Consider the following 13,999-nt stretch of genomic DNA (forward strand, 5'->3'; position numbering starts at 1 on the left):
TTGATGCGCGCTGTCGTCATCGAGGAGTACGGCGTTCTGCCCGTCGTACGAGAGGTTCCGCGGCCCGAGCCGGCGGAGGGTGCGGTCGTCCTGAAGGTCGAGGCGACCGGGCTGTGCCGCAGTGACTGGCACGGGTGGATGGGCCACGACTCCGACATCGTCCTGCCGCACGTACCGGGCCACGAGTTGGCCGGGACGATCGCGGCGGTGGGCGCCGGGGTGACGGGCTGGGAGGTCGGCGATCGCGTCACGACGCCGTTCATCTGCGCGTGCGGCGTCTGCGAGCAGTGCCTGGAAGGCAACCAACAGGTCTGCCCGAACCAGCTCCAGCCCGGCTTCAACTACTGGGGCTCCTTCGCCGAGTACGTCGCCGTCCCGTACGCCTCCGTCAACCTCGTCCGCCTCCCCGACGACATGGCCTTCACCACCGCCGCCGGCCTCGGCTGCCGCTTCGCCACCGCCTTCCGCGCCGTCCACCAGATCGCCAAGGTCCGCCCCGGCGAACGCGTAGCCATCTTCGGCTGCGGCGGCGTGGGCCTCTCCGCAGTCATGATCGCCGCCGCGCTCGGCGCCGAGGTCATCGCCGTCGACACAAACCCTGAGGCTCTGAAGCTGGCAGTTCAGTACGGCGCGGCGCACGCGGCGTCGACGGTCGCGGACTTTGACGGAGTGCGTGTCACCATCGACGCCCTGGGGTCGAACGAGATCGTCCAGCAGGCTCTCCGGGTCCTGCGTCCGCGCGGACGGCATGTCCAGATCGGTCTGCTCCCGTCCGGCGTTTCCCTGGATGTCGGTCGCCTCATCGGGCAGGAACTGTCGTGGCTGGGCAGCCACGGCATGCCTGCCCACGCTTATCCGGAGATGCTCGAACTGGTTGCTGCAGGCAAGCTAAGCCCGTCGAGCCTGATCACTCGCACGATCACCCTCGACGAAACCCCCGCCGCACTGGCAGCACTCTCCGACGGCACACCTGCCGGCGTGACGGTCATCCAACCGAACTGAGTGCTACAGGCGGATCAGGTAGACCGTGGGTGGGCGGCCGGTGCGGCCGTGTTGTTGGGTGCCGGTGGGGGCGGCCAGGCCGGCGCGTTCGAGGCGTTTGAGGACTCGGCGGGCGGTGCGGAGTTGGACGGCCAGGTGGTCGGCTACGTCTTGGGTGGTGAGGCCGTCGGGGAGGATGGCGGTGAGTTCGCGCATGCGGGCGAGGGTTTGGGTGTTGAGGCCTACTCGGCGCGCGAGCAGGGGGAGGCTTTCGGTGCCGCGGGCCGTGGTCGGCTGTTCGCCGGATGGTTCGATGACGATCTCTACGTCGTCGGACATCGAGACGACACCGGCGACCGATCCGATCGACGCGGCTCGGCTGACGGCTCGGCGGGCGAGGGCCTCAGCTTCGGCGGCGGTGCGTCCGACGCCGAAGCCGACGTACGCCGTGGTGTGCCTAGCTGCAAGGTGATCGAGTAGAGGCATCCGGGAGAACTGCTCGGTCGCCTGCTCCAGCAGCCCGCGTGTGGTGACGACCAGATGCCGGCCGTCGGGGAGAGCGGCCAGGCTGCCGCCCAGCGTGATGAGGTCGGCGGCGAGGGCGTCGTCCGGTTCTGGTAGATCGATCACCCCAAGCGCGACCTGCGCATCGCCGACGTGCTGGCCGGTCGTCGTCAGCACCAAAGCCTGCAAAGTAGAGCGGATCGAGTACCGCGACGGCGCGAGCCGCACCGACGGCATCTCGTTCTCGATCAGGTGGAATGCCGAACCCAGGCAGCTGATCGCGACCTTTGTGTCGTGCTTCTCGCGTGCGGTCCGGTGGAACTCGACGATGTCGTCCGACGTCAGCCCGGGCCGGTACGGCAGCACGTGGATGTGCTCCGTCGGCAGCTTCGCCTCGATCAGCGTCTCGATCACCTCGGACCGCCGCAGCGTGTCGATCGAGAACTGCGTGACGTTGTGCCCGAGCCGCAGCAGCTCGACCAGCGCCCGCAGCAGCGTCGCGCCGTCGTACGAGACGTACATCGCCGGCCGGTCGATCACCCCGGCCTCGGTGGCGATCGTGTACGGGACGACGCCGGTGAACAGGAACGCGTCGACGTCGGAATGCGCCTGCTCGACCAGCTCGACGGCTTCGGTCTCGTGCCGGTAGGCCAGCGGGAGGAGGGCGGTCCCGCTCGGGGCGCCGACCGCGGTCACGCGCTGGACCAGATCCTCCGGTCCGACCACGCCGACCGTGAGCGCCATCAGGACACCGGCCCCGAAGCTGAGCTGATCCGCACGGCATCCTCCGACGACTTCTGGTCTGGCCCTCAACTCGCAGAATAGCGCAGCAGAGCCCCGGGCTCTTGACGTTCAGGTCTAGCTCTCTTAGTTTCGGTCAAGACCACAATTGCCGCCACCCCCTGAGGCGGCCCGCGACGGCGGCGGTGTGGTGGAGCGAAGGAGGGAGCGCGCCACCCCACTGCCCGTGCTAGGCGTGGAGCTCCTCGAGGCAGCGGATCACCAGGTCGCGTTCGCCCGGCGGCAGGTCAGGACCGTAGGGATCGTGCGCGGCCTCGGCCGGCACCAGGCCCTCCCATTCGGCTGCCCACAGCATCCGCTGCACGTACCCCTCGATCGGTGCGTAGAACGTCGCCGCCGCGAACCGGTCCAGCCGGTCCGACGCGGTCAGGAACCCGGAGTGGTCACCGGCGGTCCAAGCACGCAGTACGGCGGCCGACAGCTCCACCTGGGCGGACGCGATCCCGACGAGCGCCGTGTCCGCGCCCCACATGAACGACGGCCCGTACATGCGGTCCTCGCCGGTGATCAGCAGCTTGCCGCTGCCACGCCCGGCCCAGATCGCGTCCTGGCAGCCGATGGCCCGGTCCAGCGTCGCCGTCTTCACCCCGAGCATGGACGGCAACGACAGCAGGTCCTTGATCAGCGAAGGCGAGTACGGGTACCCGCCCGCCTCGCCGTGCAGGTAGAACCCGACCAGCGGCAGCCCGCTCTCCGCGGCCACCCGCTCGTGCAATGCCACCGCCTGCGCGTCCCCGTCCGGCAGGTCGCCGAGCGCCGCCAGCGGATAGACCATCACCGCATCCGCTCCACCCGCTGCAGCGGCCAGCGCCATCTCCACCGTCGCATCGGCCGCCTCCTGCAGCCCGGACACCTCGGCAGAGCGAGGTACGCCGACACCCGCCACGATCGGTACGTCGGTGGCCTGCCGCCACGTCTCCAGCACCTTGGCGCGGTCGCCGGGCGACAGGTACAGCCCGCGCCCGGTGTGCGCCCACACCGCGATCCCGCCCACGGACTGGGTCGTCAGCGCACCGGCGTACGCGGTCAGAGCGTCGTACGCGACGACACCGTCGGAGTCCATCGGTGTGACCACAGCGGGAAGCAGTGTGCCGCGCAGTCGCTCTACGAGTGGGTGCATCAGAGACCTCTCAGACAGCGTCAGACGGAGTGCCCGAGACCGGGCCCCTGCGGTACGTCGATCCAGCCGTCGCAGTCGGCGAACACACTCGGCGCCAGCGGGTCCTCGGTGACCATCAGCGGCCCCACCAGGTCGGCCGCGACGGTCGCACCGGGCACGGCGGCGGCCAGGTGTACGGCGGCCAGCGTGGCCACGCCCAGCTCCGGCATCGAGCCTACCTTCACCGCCAGCCCGGCAGCCTCGGCCACGTTGGCGATCTGCAGCGCACGGTGGAGTCCGCCGACCTTGAGGATCTTGATGTTGAGTACGTCGGCCGCACCGCGCCGTGCGATCTCCATGGCGTCGTGCAGCGAGTGCATGCTCTCGTCGACCATCACGCGTACGTCGAGGCGCTCGCGCAGCCGCACCAGCCCAGCCAGGTCCCAGCGGGGCAGTGGCTGCTCCAGCAGGGTCAGACCGGCGGCGCTCATCTTGGCGAGGTACGGGAGGGCTGTGGTCGCGTCGTACCCCTCGTTGGCGTCCAGGCACAGCTCGGCGTCGTCGGGGATCGCAGCGCGGACGGCCCGGATCAGCTCGAGGTCCTTGGCCGGGTCCTGGCCGCCCTTGACCTTCAGGTGCATGAACCCGCGATCGGCGTACTCCGCTGCCTCTGCGGCCATCTCGTCGAGCGTGCCGAGCCCGACGACCCACGTGGTCTGGACGCGGTCGCGGACGCTGCCGCCGAGGATGGTGTGGACCGGCCAGCCGCTCAGGCGACCGGCCAGGTCGTACAGCGCGATGTCGAGGCCCGACTTGGCGACCTGCTGACCCCGCAGCACGGCGTCCATCACCACGTGCGCACCGGCTCGGTCGAGCGGGTCGCGACCCACCAGCGCCGGGGCGAGGTGTTCCTCGATCGCGGCCTGTACGCCGGCCAGCGTCTCACCGGTGTACGCCGTCATCGGTGAGGTCTCGCCGATCCCGACGGCCCCGTCGGCGGTGTGCACCTCGACGACCAGGCTGATGAGCTCGGTGCTGATCCCGCTGCTGATCTGGAACGGGCGGCGGTACGGCGCGCTGACCACGCGGGTCTTGATCGCGCTGATCGGCCCGGACGCCGCCGATGCCCCGTCCGGCAACCCCGCCGGTTGTGCTGCAAGACTCATAACCGGCTCCTAGGGTCGCAATCTGAGCGGAAAGCATTTACGGTCAAGACCGTAAATACCCTGAGCGCTCTCTGTCAACGGAAGGTGGCACCCCGATGCGGCTGGGTCTCTATCTGAACCTCTACGGCACCCCGGACGAGCGGCCCCGGTTGGCCGACGCGGTCGAGCAGGCGAAGCTGGCCGAGCAGGCCGGGTTCGAGTGGGTCGTGCTCGGCGAACGGCACCTGCACCGGCCCGGGTACCACGAGATCCTCACCTCGATGACGTGGCTGGCCGCGCACACCTCCCGGATCGGGATCGCGACGGCGGGGATCGTGGCGCCGCTGTACGACCCCGTCGTACTGGCCGAGACGCTGGCGCATATCGACGTACTGTCCGGCGGGCGGCTGACGGCGGGGTTCGTGCTCGGGTACCGGCCGGAGGAGTTCGCGCTGTACGGCGTGACGCAGTCCGAGCGGGTCGCGCGGTTCGAGGAGGGGCTGGAGATCCTCACGCGGCTGTGGACGTCGGACGAGGTCACGTACGACGGGAAGTTCACGAGCATCCAGGACGCGTACCTCTCGCCGCGCCCGGTGCAGTCGCCGCGGCCGCGGATCTGGAACGGCGGGCGGGTGTCCGCGGTGCTGGAGCGGACCGCCCGGATGTGCGACGGCTGGACGACGTCGTTCAACGAGCTGGACGCGGACCTGCCGGCGAAGATCGCGGAGTACCTGTCGTATCGCCGCGGTGAGGGGACGCTGGGGCAGGAGGTCATCCTGTGCCGGGAGGGGTACTGCGCTCCCACGTCGCAGGACGCCCGGGCGGCACTCGAGGAGCCGTTGCGGGACCTGTACGACGCCTACACCGGGTGGAAACGGACGTCGACGGATGTCAGCCGGTACACCCAGGGCTGGGACGACATCGTCGACCGCAGTGTGATCGGCTCGCGCGCCGAGTGCGCTGAACGGCTGGCGTACTACGAGGAGATGGGCGCCGACGGGATCATCCTGCGCATCCAGCCGCCGGGTATGTCGCAGGCAGACGCGCTACGAGCCATCGAGTCCTTTGGGGCCGTCGTTGCTTGAGATCAGGCCGTTCACCCAGCGGGTGGACGGGTCTGCGTCCAGGAGCAGGGCCTTGGCCAGCAGGGAGAGGGGGATGGCGAGGATTGCCCCCAGCGGGCCCAGGACCCAGCCCCAGAAGACCAGGGACAGGAACGTCAGGGTGGTCGACATACCGACCGCGTCGCCGACGATCTTGGGTTGGATGATCGACTGGAAGACGAAGTTGATCACGCAGTACGCGATGATCACCCACAGGAGCGTGGTCCAGCCGTTGTCGAGCAGGCCGAGCAGCGCCGGCGGGACGACGCCGATGATGAAGCCGATGTTCGGGATGTAGTTGGTGATGAACGCGAGCAGGCCCCACAGCCACGGCAGCGGGATGCTGAGCAGGTAGAGCACGCCGACGTCCACCACGGCGACGATCAGGCCGAAGATGGTGGAGACGACGAGGTAGCGCGTCGTACCGCGGGCGAAGCTGGTGAGGGCGCGGGCGATTCCGGGGCGGTGTTTCGCGGCCTCGGTCAGGCGTGCGGTGAAGCCGTTGGCGTCCATGCCCATGAAGAACAGCAGGATGATGATGAAGCCGAGGTCGGAGAACACTCCGAGCAGCTTGGTCAGCCAGGTCTGAAGGATCCCGAGCGCCTTGCCGAGGTCGAGCGCCTGCAGTACGCGCTGGATCTCCTGGTTGCCGATGCCGCGGTGCGCCAGCCAGACGCGTACGTCGTTGATGAGCTGGCCGAAGGTGTCCTGGTACGTCGGAAGCAGCGTCGCGAGCCGGGCGAGCGAAAGGGCCAGGGCGGCGGCGAGGCCGAGCAGGAGAGAGATCACCACGACGAGGGCGACCAGGGCGGCGATCCAGCTGCGGACGCCGCGCCGGATCAGGAACCGGCGGAGCGGGCTGACCGCGATGGTGAGGATCAACGCGAGGAACACCGGCCCGGCGATGCTGGAGAACCCGTGCAGCCCGCCGGCGGTGATGATCGCGCCGGCAGTCCCCAGCAGCACCACGACACCCCGCGGAAGCGACCACGAGCCCGCCGTGGCCCCCTCCGGCGGCGGTTCGTGCGAGCCAGCAGCAGCTTCCGCCTGCGGCGGTTGAGGGGAGGGTTCAGCCGCAGGTGGGCTGGTTGGCGAGGGGGCGGGCGTGGCCGGGGCGGGTGGTGGTGGAGTCTCGGGGGAGTTGGGCATGGTGTCGCTCTCCTCCGCGTCGGACCAGGGGTTCGAACATGTCGGACATCCGGTCAGGCGGCATCACGCGTGTCGGAGGAGGCGGCAGCGGGCGTCGTACCTAAAGGGTGAGCCGGTCCCGCCGGTGCCGCAGACCCGGTCGGCCACCGCCCACCCCCGGATGAGCCCCGGCCCGCGTCATCCGCCCTGGATGACCCCCCGGATCGTGCCGATCGGAAACCCCCGGGTTGAGGTGAGGCCCTCGAGACGGTTCCGGTCGTAGCCTGAGTCGGACGGGATGGGGGTGGCGGATGGACGTCCAGGTGGTGTTCTGGGCCGTCGTACTGGCGCGCTTCATACTGCCGTTCTTCATCCTGAAGTATCCGTTGCCCGCGATCATCGCCTGTCTGCTCCTGGACGGGGTCGACCAGACGATCTTCCAGCTCTTCGGCGTCGACCCGCCGAACTACCAGAGCTACGACAAGGCGATGGACGTGTTCTACCTGTCGATCGCCTACCTCGCGAGCCTGCGCAACTGGACCAACCCGGCGGCGGTCAAGATCAGCAGGTTCCTGTTCTTCTACCGCCAGGTCGGCGTGGTGCTGTTCGAGCTGACCGGTCTGCGGTTCCTGCTGCTGGTGTTCCCGAACACGTTCGAGTACTTCTTCATCGCGTACGAGGGTGTGCGCGCCCGGCGGAACCCGAACCGCTACGGGTTCCGGTTCTGGGTCAAGGTCGCGGCCGGGATCTGGATCTTCATCAAGCTGCCGCAGGAGACCTGGATCCACATCCTGAAGCTGGATCTGACCGACACGATCCGCGACGTGCCGTGGTTCCTCCCCGCGCTGATCGTGGCGTTGCTGGCACTCGCGGCGGTCGTGTGGTTCGTCGTACGGCCGCGGCTCCGGCCGCCCGACTGGACGTTGCGGCTGAGCGCCGACCCGCTGCCCGAAGAGATGGACGAGGCGAGCGAGCGGATGGCGTACCGCGCGGCGCACAACCGGGTGTTCGACTGGGCGGCGTTCGAGAAGATCGTGCTGATCGGGCTGACCAGTGTGATCTACGGGCGGGTGCTGCCCGGCGTGGAGACCAGCGACCTCAGGCTCTTCCTGGGTATCGCGTTCTTCGTCGTCCTGAACTCCGCGATCGGGCTGTGGAGCGCGCGGCGCGGGTACGGGTGGGACTCGGCGACGTTCTCGTTCGTCGTCCTGCTGGCGATCAACATCGCGCTGGTCTTCGTTGCGGACCTGCTGCTGACGCGGGGGAACGGAGACCTGTCGCTGCCGGACACGCTGTTCTTCGTCTTCCTGGTGACCACGCTGACGATGCTCTACGACCGCTACCACCCGGTCAGCGAGTACCGCGCCACTGCGGCGACCAAGGCCGCGAGCTGAAGGAGAGCACCATGCCGGAGCCCGACGAAACCCCTGGCGGTACCCATCGACGGCCCGGCGAGGTCGAGGTGCCGGAGTGGCCGAGCCGCTGGGTCGGCTGGATCCTGTTCGCCGGCGTGATGATGATCGTGCTCGGCATGATCCACGCGTTCCAGGGCTTCGTCGCGATCTTCGACGACACGTACTTCCTGGTCCGCCCACGCCGCCTGGCGATCCACCTCGCCTACGACAACTGGGGCTGGATCCACCTCGGCGTAGCCGTCTTCGTCCTGATCTCCGGCATAGCCCTCCTCAACGGCCGCGTCTGGGGCCGGGTCGTCGGCGTCATCGTCGCCATCGCCAGCCTCATCCTCAACATGGCCTTCCTGTCCGCCTACCCCATCTGGTCCACCATCACCATCGCCATAGACGTCCTCATCATCTGGGCCCTGACAGTCCACGGCGACGAACTCCACCAAATGCTCAACAAGCCCAAGCCGTGAGGCTCAGGCTTTCAGGCCGGACATGGCTATGGAGTCGGTGAGGTAGCGCTGGAGGAGGCCGAAGACCAGGAGGCTGGGGACGACTGTGATGGTGGCGCCGGCCATGACCTGGTTGATGGGGACGGCTTGGGTTTGGAGGGTGGCGAGGCCGACGGTGAGGGTTTGCATCTTGCCGGACTGGCCGATGACCAGCGGCCAGAGGAAGTCGTTCCAGTGCCAGAGGAAGACGAAGATCCCGAGCGTCGCCAGCACCGGACGGATCAGCGGTACGACGATCATGGTGAAGATGCGCCACTCGGACGCCCCGTCGATCTCCGCGGCTTCGAAGAGCTCGTCGGGCAGCTGCATGATGAACTGCCGCATCAGGAACACCGCCTGCGAGTTCGCCAGCGTGGGGACGATCAGCCCCCAATAGCTGTCCACCCAGTCGAGCCGTGAGACCAGGATGTACGACGGAATCAGCGTCGCCTGGAACGGGACCATCAGCGTCGCCAGGAACGCCCAGAACATGATCTCCCGCCCCGGGAACTTCTTCTTCGCGAACGCGTACCCCGCCATCGACGCGAACAGCAGCACGCAGACCACCGAGATCAGCGAGTAGAGCAGCGAGTTGACCGTCCACCGCGGGATGTCCGAGCTCGACAGCACCCGTGAGAAGTTCTGCAGCGTGAAGTTCGACGGATTCAGCGCATCCGGAAACGTCCGCCCACTCGGCGGCGCGAACGCGACCAGCACCATCGCCGCGAACGGCACGATCGTCACGATTGCGGTCAGCGTCAGCAACGTCGGTAGCGTCAAGCGGGCCGCCGTACGCCGTCCGACCGCCTTGGTCTCGCTGACAGCCCGCACCGGCGGGCGTTCGAGCACGTTGACCATCAGTCGTCCCTCCCGACGAGCCGGCGCTGTACGAGCGAGACGATCAGCACGATCAGGAACAGCACCAGACCGATCGCGCTGGCGTAACCGAAGTCGAAGAACTTGAAACCGCTGTCGTACAGGAAGTACACGAGCGAGTAGCTGGACCGCACCGGCCCGCCGCCGGTCATCACGTACATCGCGTCGAAGACCTGGAACGACCCGATCGTCTCGATCACCAGCACGAAGAACAGCACCGGACGCAGCTGCGGCAGCGTCACGTACCGGAACCGCTGCCACGTCCCGGCGCCGTCGATCATCGCCGCCTCGAGGTACGACTTCGGCACCGCCTGCAGGCCCGCGAGCAGGATCAGCATCGAGTACCCGAAGCCCTTCCAGGCCGAGGTGACCGCGATCGACGGGAGCACCGTGCTGGACTGGCTGAGGAAGTCGATCGGGCCGATGCTGACCAGCCCGAGTACTGCGTTCAGTAGGCCGTCCTGGGCGTCGTAGATCCACTTCCAGATGACCGCGGCGAGCACGATGCTGGTCACGTACGGGAGGAAGAAGACGCCCCGGAAGAACCCGCGCTTCCACACGACTTGATGGAGCAGTACTGCGGTGCCGAGCGAGAGCAGGACCGTCAGGGGCACGAAGATCACCGTGTAGGTGACGGTGACGAGCAGCGCCTCGTGGAACACCTTGTCCGACAACAACCGCGTGTAGTTGTCGAGGGCAATGAAGTCCCACTTGCCGCTGATCCGGTAGTCGGTCAAGGACAGCAGAAACGCGCCGATCGCCGGCAGGAACCGGAACACCAAGAACAGCAGCAGCATCGGCGCAACAAACAGCAGCCCCACCCATGGTCGACGGCGCGGTCCGCCCCGCCCTGCGGGCGAGGCGGACCGCGAAAAGGCGGAGTGGAGGCGTGAGCCGAAGCTGCGGGGGTCGGGGGAGGTATCGCCGGCGGCGACCGACTGCACCGGCTGACCGGGCACGGGTCCCGCCCGACCCGTGCCCGGCACCTGGCGTGCCTCCGTCAACGTTGTCTCGACAGGAGGTCGTTGGCCTGCTTGGCGGCGTCGTCGAGGGCCTGCTGGGGCTGCTTCTTGCCGGTCAGCACCGCCTGGATCTCGGTGCTCAGCATCGACATGATCTGGCGCGCCGACGGGTTCGCCTCACCCGGTACGGCGTACTGCAGCGCGTCGTGGAACTTCGCCACGGTCGCGTCCGTCGACTCGGACTTGGCGTCGTTCCGCGGCGAGTAGAACCCGGACGCCTTGCTCAGCCCGTCCAGCTGCGCCGACTGCTCCATGAACGACAGGAACTTCTTCGACGCGTCGACGTTGTCCGACGCCGCGTTCAGCACCAGACCACCCGGGATCCCGTACCCGACCTGCTTCTTCCCGGTCAGCGGTGAGCCGATCTCGACATTCCCCGCGCCCCAGGTCTTCGTGACCGTCGCCACGTCGGCCGGCACGCTCGTCATCGCCATCGCGACCTGACCCTTGCCGAACGGCGAGTCGGCGACCACGTTGCCCGCGGTCAGCGCGGTCTTCGGGATCGCGCCCTGGTCCCACAGCGACTTGAGGAACGTCAGCGCCTCCAGCCCCGGAGCCTGGTTGAACGTCACCGACTTGCCGTCGTCGGCGAACACCTTCCCGCCCGCCTGCCACAGCAGCGGGTAGAAGTTCAGGTTCAGCGTCGCCTCCGGCGAGGCCGAGTAGTCCAGCGTCGAGAACCCGGCTGCCTTCAGCTTCGGAGCGGCCGCCTTGATCTCGTCCCAGGTCTCCGGTGGCTTCGCGATCCCGGCCTTGGTCAGGACCGTCTTGTTGTACATCGTCGTCGTGACCGTGTGATAGATCGGTACGCCGTACACCTTGCCCTCGACGGTAAGGCCGGGGATCGCGGCCGGCAGGAACTTGTCCTTCTCCGGCTCGACCACGTCGTCGACCGGCTCCAGCGAGCCGCTCTTCACGTACTGCGGGATCTGGTCCGGGATCATCAGCAGGACGTCCGGGCCCTTCTTGCCCGAGAACGCCGCCGCGACCTTCTCCTCCCGGTTCGCCCACGGCTGCGCCTCGATCTTCAGGTCGATCCCGGAGTTCGCCGCCTCGAAGTCGGTCTCGACCTTCTTCCAGTAGGTGTCGCTGGCCGCCTGGTCGGCGATCACCGGGTACATCCAGAGCGTGACGCTCTTCTTCGAGTCCGAGGAGCCCGAGTCGCCTCCGCCGCAGGAACTGAGCGCGGCGGCGAGAACGAGCGCCGTGAGTGGTGCCGCGATGCGGCGGACGGTCGATTTCATCGCACCCCCAGGGTGTCCGGAAGTCAGGGCCGGAAGTAGTTGCGGCGAATAACGGTCAGGACCGAAAGTAGCCGGGGTGAAATTCTGCTGTCAACGGCTGATATCAATCCGGAACAGCTCGGAACCGCTCGTCATCAGCAGTTGGTGGTCTCCCCGGACCCCGAGCCGCCGGTGCGCGTGCTCGACGAACAGCGTCGGGACGGCCTTCTTCCCGGGCTCGATCCGGTAGATCTTGTTCAGGTCGATGCTCACGTACACCGCCTCCCGCGTGGACACGATGTCCCCGCTCGAGGTCGTCGTACCGAGCGTGAAGGACTTCTTCAGCTTGCCGCTGTCCGGGGCCAGCGCGAACACCGTCTTGCCGGCCACGCCCCAGAGCAGCCCGTCCGGGCCGATCGTGACCGACGAGACCGTCGCCGCGCCTGGCACCGGCACGGTTTCCCAGAGCTTCTTCTTCTTGGCCACGTCCCACGCGAATACTGTGCCCGCTTCCCGGGTCGGCGGTGTGGTGGTCAGCCCGCCGGCGATCGACGTGCCGCCGTACACGATGCCGCAGTTCGCGGTCAGCCCGAAGACCGACTCGTCCTGTACGACGTTGCGGTACTTCTCCGCCGTACCGGTCTTCGGGTCGTAGATGACCAGCGCGCCGCCGAGCCGGTCGCCGTCCGGGACGGTGCCGACCGCGATATTGCCGTTCACCTCGGCCAGCGCGCGGGCGCGGGTCTGGAACAGGTCCGGCTTCAGGTTGAGCGCCTGGACCGGGTTGTCCGGCGTACCGGGCGGTCCGGGGGAGTACTCCGGACTGCTCCACGGCTTCGACGTGTCATATGAGTAGAGGCGGGCCTCCGGATAGGCGCCGACCCAGACCTTGCCGTCCGAGCCCTCCATCAGCGCCTCGACCTGGGAGAACCGGTTGAACGTCGCCGCGCCGGTGTCCGGGTTGACGACCGACACGCCGCCGTTGAGGAACCCGCCGGCGTAGATGTTGTTCTTGCCGCCGGCGACGGACAGGATCTCGATCGGCTCGCGCCGTACCTTGGTCTGGAAGATCTCGGACTTCCCGGTCTGCGGGTTGTACCGGAACTCCTCGCCGCGCCACAGCGTGCCGACGACGCTGGTGCCCGGGTAGTCCGGCAGGTTCAGGTCGGCGTACCCGATCGAGCGGGCGTTCTGGATCCGGCCGGTGAAGGTCAGGCCGGTCCCGGTCAGCGTCTTGGTGGCCGGGTCGTACTTCTTCAGCTCACTCGCCTGGATCATGTACAGCGAACCGTCCGCGCCGATCGGCGAGATGTCCAGGCCGTGCTCGTTCGCGATCTCGTCGACCCAGGTCCGCGACGCGATGTCCCACACGTACATCGGGCCGGGGAACGCCGTGCTGACCCGGGTGTAGACGCGGCCGCCGCGGACGTTGAGGTCGTAGACGACCTTGTCCTTCGGATCGCCCATCGTGGGCGGTGCCGGGATCTCGGTGACCGCGCCGCTGGCCACGTCGACCTCCTGGAAGTACGCGTCCGGCTCGGTGCCGGTGTAGAGCTTGCCGTTCGCGTAGTCGATGCTCTTCACGTACCCCTGGCCGGCCTTGATCGTGCCGTAGTCGCGTACGGCGCCGGTCGCGTGGTCGTAGCTGAACACCCGCCCGTGCGGGTAGGTCCCGCCGTACACGTTGCCCTGCTCGTCGACGGTGATCCGCAGGATGAACGTCTCGGCCGCCAATGGCCGACCCAGGTCCTCGGCGGTGGTCGCGCCAGGCTTCAACCGATAGAGATGGCCGTTGTTGTACGTGCCGGCATAGATCGTGCCGTCCGGCGCGGCCGCGACCGCGTAGCTGCCGTCGGCGCCGGGCAGCGCCGCGGACAGCAGGCTGTCGCCGGTGGCCGGGTCGATGGCGTTCAGGTACGCCGGGCTGCCGCTGGACACGTTCCAGATCGCGGTCTTGCCGTTCGGGCCGGGCGCGACCGTACCGCCGATCAGGAGTACGTCGGACAGCGGGACGCCCAACGAGGTCAGGGTCGCTGTCGGCGGCTGATGACCTGCCTCGGCAGCGGGAGTGGTCAGAGTCGTGACGAGTACGGCGGCGAGTGCCACCGCGATGAGCGAGCGGGCTGATCGCATGCGATGCCTCCGGGGTGCCGTATTTACGGTCCTGTCCGAAAGTGAAGCTCTGACCGCATCGCGAAGTCAACGTTTCGGGACAATTTGCCA

General features: G+C 68.0%; 12 protein-coding genes. 4 read left to right on the top strand and 8 right to left on the bottom strand.

Annotated elements, in window-relative coordinates; genetic code table 11:
- The first annotated feature begins 3 nt into the window (after positions 1 to 3).
- On the top strand, positions 4 to 1,002 hold the full coding sequence (locus ACFWUU_RS33920; protein WP_380181676.1) for a zinc-dependent alcohol dehydrogenase family protein: 999 nt from the start codon (positions 4 to 6) through the stop codon (positions 1,000 to 1,002).
- Positions 1,003 to 1,005: 3 nt separating this feature from the next.
- Here the strand turns inward: ACFWUU_RS33920 and ACFWUU_RS33925 are convergent, their stop codons facing one another.
- The 3 genes from ACFWUU_RS33925 to ACFWUU_RS33935 form a co-directional block, all read right to left on the bottom strand.
- A complete protein-coding gene (locus ACFWUU_RS33925) occupies positions 1,006 to 2,229 on the bottom strand; it encodes a hypothetical protein (protein WP_380181678.1) in 1,224 nt (407 codons plus the stop codon).
- Positions 2,230 to 2,455: 226 nt separating this feature from the next.
- Positions 2,456 to 3,406, bottom strand: a complete 951-nt coding sequence (locus ACFWUU_RS33930) for a dihydrodipicolinate synthase family protein (protein ID WP_380181680.1) — start codon at positions 3,404 to 3,406, stop codon at positions 2,456 to 2,458.
- A 20-nt stretch (positions 3,407 to 3,426) separates the two neighbouring features.
- Positions 3,427 to 4,551: a mandelate racemase/muconate lactonizing enzyme family protein gene (locus tag ACFWUU_RS33935; RefSeq protein ID WP_137252691.1), complete on the bottom strand. Its 1,125-nt coding sequence runs from the start codon at positions 4,549 to 4,551 to the stop codon at positions 3,427 to 3,429.
- Between the two features lie 95 nt (positions 4,552 to 4,646).
- Between ACFWUU_RS33935 and ACFWUU_RS33940 the strand changes: the two genes are divergently transcribed.
- Positions 4,647 to 5,615, top strand: a complete 969-nt coding sequence (locus ACFWUU_RS33940) for an LLM class flavin-dependent oxidoreductase (RefSeq protein ID WP_380181682.1) — start codon at positions 4,647 to 4,649, stop codon at positions 5,613 to 5,615.
- Here ACFWUU_RS33940 and ACFWUU_RS33945 read toward each other — a convergent pair.
- A complete protein-coding gene (locus ACFWUU_RS33945) occupies positions 5,577 to 6,599 on the bottom strand; it encodes an AI-2E family transporter (protein ID WP_380181685.1) in 1,023 nt (340 codons plus the stop codon). The genes ACFWUU_RS33940 and ACFWUU_RS33945 overlap by 39 nt on opposite strands.
- 473 nt (positions 6,600 to 7,072) lie before the next feature.
- On the opposite strand from ACFWUU_RS33945, the gene ACFWUU_RS33950 reads away from it, so the two are divergent.
- Positions 7,073 to 8,155 carry a hypothetical protein gene (locus ACFWUU_RS33950; RefSeq protein WP_380181687.1) on the top strand — a complete coding sequence of 361 codons (1,083 nt, stop codon included), beginning with the start codon at positions 7,073 to 7,075 and terminating at the stop codon, positions 8,153 to 8,155.
- A gap of 11 nt (positions 8,156 to 8,166) precedes the next feature.
- Positions 8,167 to 8,637, top strand: coding sequence for a hypothetical protein (locus tag ACFWUU_RS33955; protein ID WP_380181689.1), 471 nt, complete (start codon positions 8,167 to 8,169; stop codon positions 8,635 to 8,637).
- A 3-nt stretch (positions 8,638 to 8,640) separates the two neighbouring features.
- Here the strand turns inward: ACFWUU_RS33955 and ACFWUU_RS33960 are convergent, their stop codons facing one another.
- The 4 genes from ACFWUU_RS33960 to ACFWUU_RS33975 all read right to left on the bottom strand — a co-directional run bounded on the left by ACFWUU_RS33960 (position 8,641) and on the right by ACFWUU_RS33975 (position 13,909).
- Positions 8,641 to 9,513 carry a carbohydrate ABC transporter permease gene (locus tag ACFWUU_RS33960; protein WP_380181691.1) on the bottom strand — a complete coding sequence of 291 codons (873 nt, stop codon included), beginning with the start codon at positions 9,511 to 9,513 and terminating at the stop codon, positions 8,641 to 8,643.
- On the bottom strand, positions 9,513 to 10,328 hold the full coding sequence (locus tag ACFWUU_RS33965) for a carbohydrate ABC transporter permease (protein ID WP_137252697.1): 816 nt from the start codon (positions 10,326 to 10,328) through the stop codon (positions 9,513 to 9,515). The genes ACFWUU_RS33960 and ACFWUU_RS33965 overlap by 1 nt, the downstream gene beginning before the upstream one ends.
- A 203-nt stretch (positions 10,329 to 10,531) precedes the next feature.
- Positions 10,532 to 11,797, bottom strand: a complete 1,266-nt coding sequence (locus ACFWUU_RS33970; protein ID WP_380181693.1) for an ABC transporter substrate-binding protein — start codon at positions 11,795 to 11,797, stop codon at positions 10,532 to 10,534.
- Between the two features lie 90 nt (positions 11,798 to 11,887).
- Complete coding sequence (locus ACFWUU_RS33975; protein WP_380181695.1) at positions 11,888 to 13,909, bottom strand: hypothetical protein; 2,022 nt, start codon at positions 13,907 to 13,909, stop codon at positions 11,888 to 11,890.
- Positions 13,910 to 13,999: the final 90 nt, after the last annotated feature.

The sequence above is a fragment of the Kribbella sp. NPDC058693 genome, from assembly GCF_042715335.1.
In the GTDB taxonomy this organism is placed as follows: Bacteria; Actinomycetota; Actinomycetes; order Propionibacteriales; family Kribbellaceae; genus Kribbella; species Kribbella jiaozuonensis.